Origin of the sequence: Streptomyces ossamyceticus, from assembly GCF_001418475.1 — a bacterium.
Classification (GTDB): Bacteria; Actinomycetota; Actinomycetes; order Streptomycetales; family Streptomycetaceae; genus Streptomyces; species Streptomyces ossamyceticus.
On the sequence record NZ_LIQX01000646.1, the window covers coordinates 1 to 2,541 of the forward strand.

1 protein-coding gene and 1 pseudogene are annotated in these 2,541 nt (G+C 70.8%); both read left to right on the forward strand.

The window, feature by feature from the left end:
- A pseudogene (locus AOK15_RS47850) lies at positions 1-215 on the forward strand (hypothetical protein); the annotation flags it as partial.
- Positions 216-650: 435 nt separating this feature from the next.
- Positions 651-2,519, forward strand: a complete 1,869-nt coding sequence (locus AOK15_RS35685; RefSeq protein ID WP_055522550.1) for an AAA family ATPase — start codon at positions 651-653, stop codon at positions 2,517-2,519.
- Positions 2,520-2,541: the final 22 nt, after the last annotated feature.

The window sequence follows — 2,541 nt, forward strand, 5'->3', positions numbered from 1 at the left end:
GGGGGCGGGCGCGGGACGGGGCGGAACAGAGTGAGTTCTGGGCCGGATGGGTCCGGGCGGAGCGCCGGCACTTCGCCGAGGACCCCTCCCGACCGTTCGCCGATCTTCTGATTCGCGGGGGAAAGGCGGGGTACGAGGTGCTGGCGGGACCTGGTGTGACTCCCCATTCGAGGCTCGATCTCACTCAGGGTGACGACCCATCGGCAATGTGCTGAACTTGTGAAGAGTGGTGCCGGAGAACTTCTCCGAGTGCCCCAACTCGGCTTGACCGAGGGCCCGTACAGGTCTTACGTTCTGAATGTGCGGCCCATGGGAGCCGCCCTCCTACGCGAAGCCCCCGGTTGTTCCCCCGTGATCGGGGGCTTCGTTCTGCCCTCGGCCGGTCTCCGGGCCCCTTTCCTCGCACGTTTCCTTCACCCTCGGTCACCGTGCGCTATGCGCCCCGTCTGCTCCCACCTCGCAATTCGAGCCCTGCGGCACCCTTCGAAGGGCGCCCGACCCGCAGGTACGATGCCCTGGGTGCGACCTTCGGACGGTTGCGGCAACGTGACCCAAGCAACTCCCGTCCGCGGCACAGCGGTTCGAGAAGGCTGCCGACGGGCACCGGCCCGTTCGGTTTCCACACGGGGGCACGGTTTGTGGGGGACGTGATGGACTTCGGCTCGCGGGGCCCCGAGGCTCCGGCCGACCTCGCCTGGCTTCGAGGCGTGGACGCCTACACCATGGGCGCGTATCCGCAGGCGGAGGAGGAGTTCCGCGCCGCGGTGCGGATGGATCCGGGCATGGCCGACGGCTGGCTCGGGCTGCACGCGCTGCGGGTGGACACGACGACCGCCCTGCTGCGGATGTTCCGGCACCGGGAGCGCTTCGGTGAGCAGCGGGCCCGCCATCGGCGCACCCTCAATTCCTGGTACTGGCTCGGCTGGTGGGTCCAGCCGGTCCTGGAGACCCCGCGCGACCTGCTCCTCGCCCATGCCTCGCACTGGCTGGACGGACGTCACGTCCCCGAACTGGACCGGGCCCTCGCGGGGCTGCCGCCGGTGGACGCCGACTCCCAGGTGCGCTTCCTGCACGCCTGCCGCGCCTACCTCGTCAAGGACTGGGAGCAACTGGTCCGGCACACCGATCCCCTCCTCGACGATCCCCTGCTCGGAATCGAGGCCGGCCTCTTCGGCGGCATGGCCCGGGTACGCCTGGAGACGTACGGGCAGGCCGAGCCGCTGCTGTCCGCGGCGCTGATGCGCTGCCGCAGCGAGCAGCCACAGCGCAAGGAACTGCGGTACTGGCTGGCCCGCGCCCACGAGGGGACCGGGCGCAGCGCCGCCGCGCTGCCGCTCTACCGGGCCGTGCACCGCGTCGACCCTGCCTTCATGGACACCTCCGCGCGGCTCGCGGCCATCGCCGAGGGCGACGGGTACGACGACGCGGCGGACCTCGCGGCGATCGCGCTCGCCGGGATCGGGCAGGACGCACTCGACGGCGGCGACGGCCTGGACCCGCTCTTCGACGCCGAGGGGCGGGACCTGAAGCTCTCCGATCCGGACCCCGTGCCGCCGGGCGGGCTGCCGCCCGAGGCGGGCGACACCTTCGTACGGCAAAAGTCCGTGGTGCGGATCGATCCGCTGCCGGCCGGGCCGACCGATCCCGAACTGCTGGAGGAGGCGCTCGCCGAGCTGGAGCGGATGGTCGGCCTGGAACCGGTCAAACGGCAGGTCAAGGCGTTGTCCGCGCAGCTGAACATGGCGCGGCTGCGGGCCGGGCAGGGGCTGCCCGTGCAGCCTCCCAAGCGGCACTTCGTCTTCTCCGGGCCGTCCGGGACGGGGAAGACGACCGTCGCCCGAATACTGGGCCGGGTCTTCTACGCGCTCGGGCTGCTGGGCGGCGACCATCTGGTGGAGGCCCAGCGTGCGGATCTCGTCGGCGAGTACCTCGGCCAGACCGCTGTGAAGGCCAACGAGCTGATCGACTCGGCGATCGGCGGGGTGCTGTTCGTGGACGAGGCGTACTCCTTGTCCAACTCCGGGTACGGCAAGGGGGACGCGTACGGCGACGAGGCGCTTCAGGTGCTGCTGAAGCGGGCCGAGGACAACAGGGACCATCTCGTGGTGATCCTCGCGGGGTACCCGGAGGGGATGGACCGGCTGCTCGCCGCGAACCCCGGACTGTCGTCGCGGTTCACCACGCGGGTCGACTTCCCGTCCTATCGGCCGCTGGAGCTCACCTCGATCGGTGAGGTGCTCGCCGCGGAGAACGGGGACATGTGGGACGAGGAGGCGCTGGAGGAGCTGCGCTCCATCGCCGGGCATGTCGTCGAGCAGGGGTGGATCGACGAACTGGGCAACGGGCGGTTCCTGCGGACGCTGTACGAGAAGAGCTGCGCGTACCGGGATCTGCGGCTGTCGGGGTATCCGAGCGTGCCGACGCGGGACGATCTGTCGACGCTGCGGCTGCCGGATCTCATGCAGGCGTACGGGGAGGTCTTGTCGGGGCGGGGGCCGCAGGATCCTTCCGGTCGGTGAGCTCCGGGGGCGCCTTGGGGCT

Coding starts and splice junctions, on each gene's coding strand:
- AOK15_RS35685 (WP_055522550.1), top strand. CDS start 651: ATGGACTTCGGCTCGCGGGGCCCCGAGGCTCCGGCCGACCTCGCCTGG.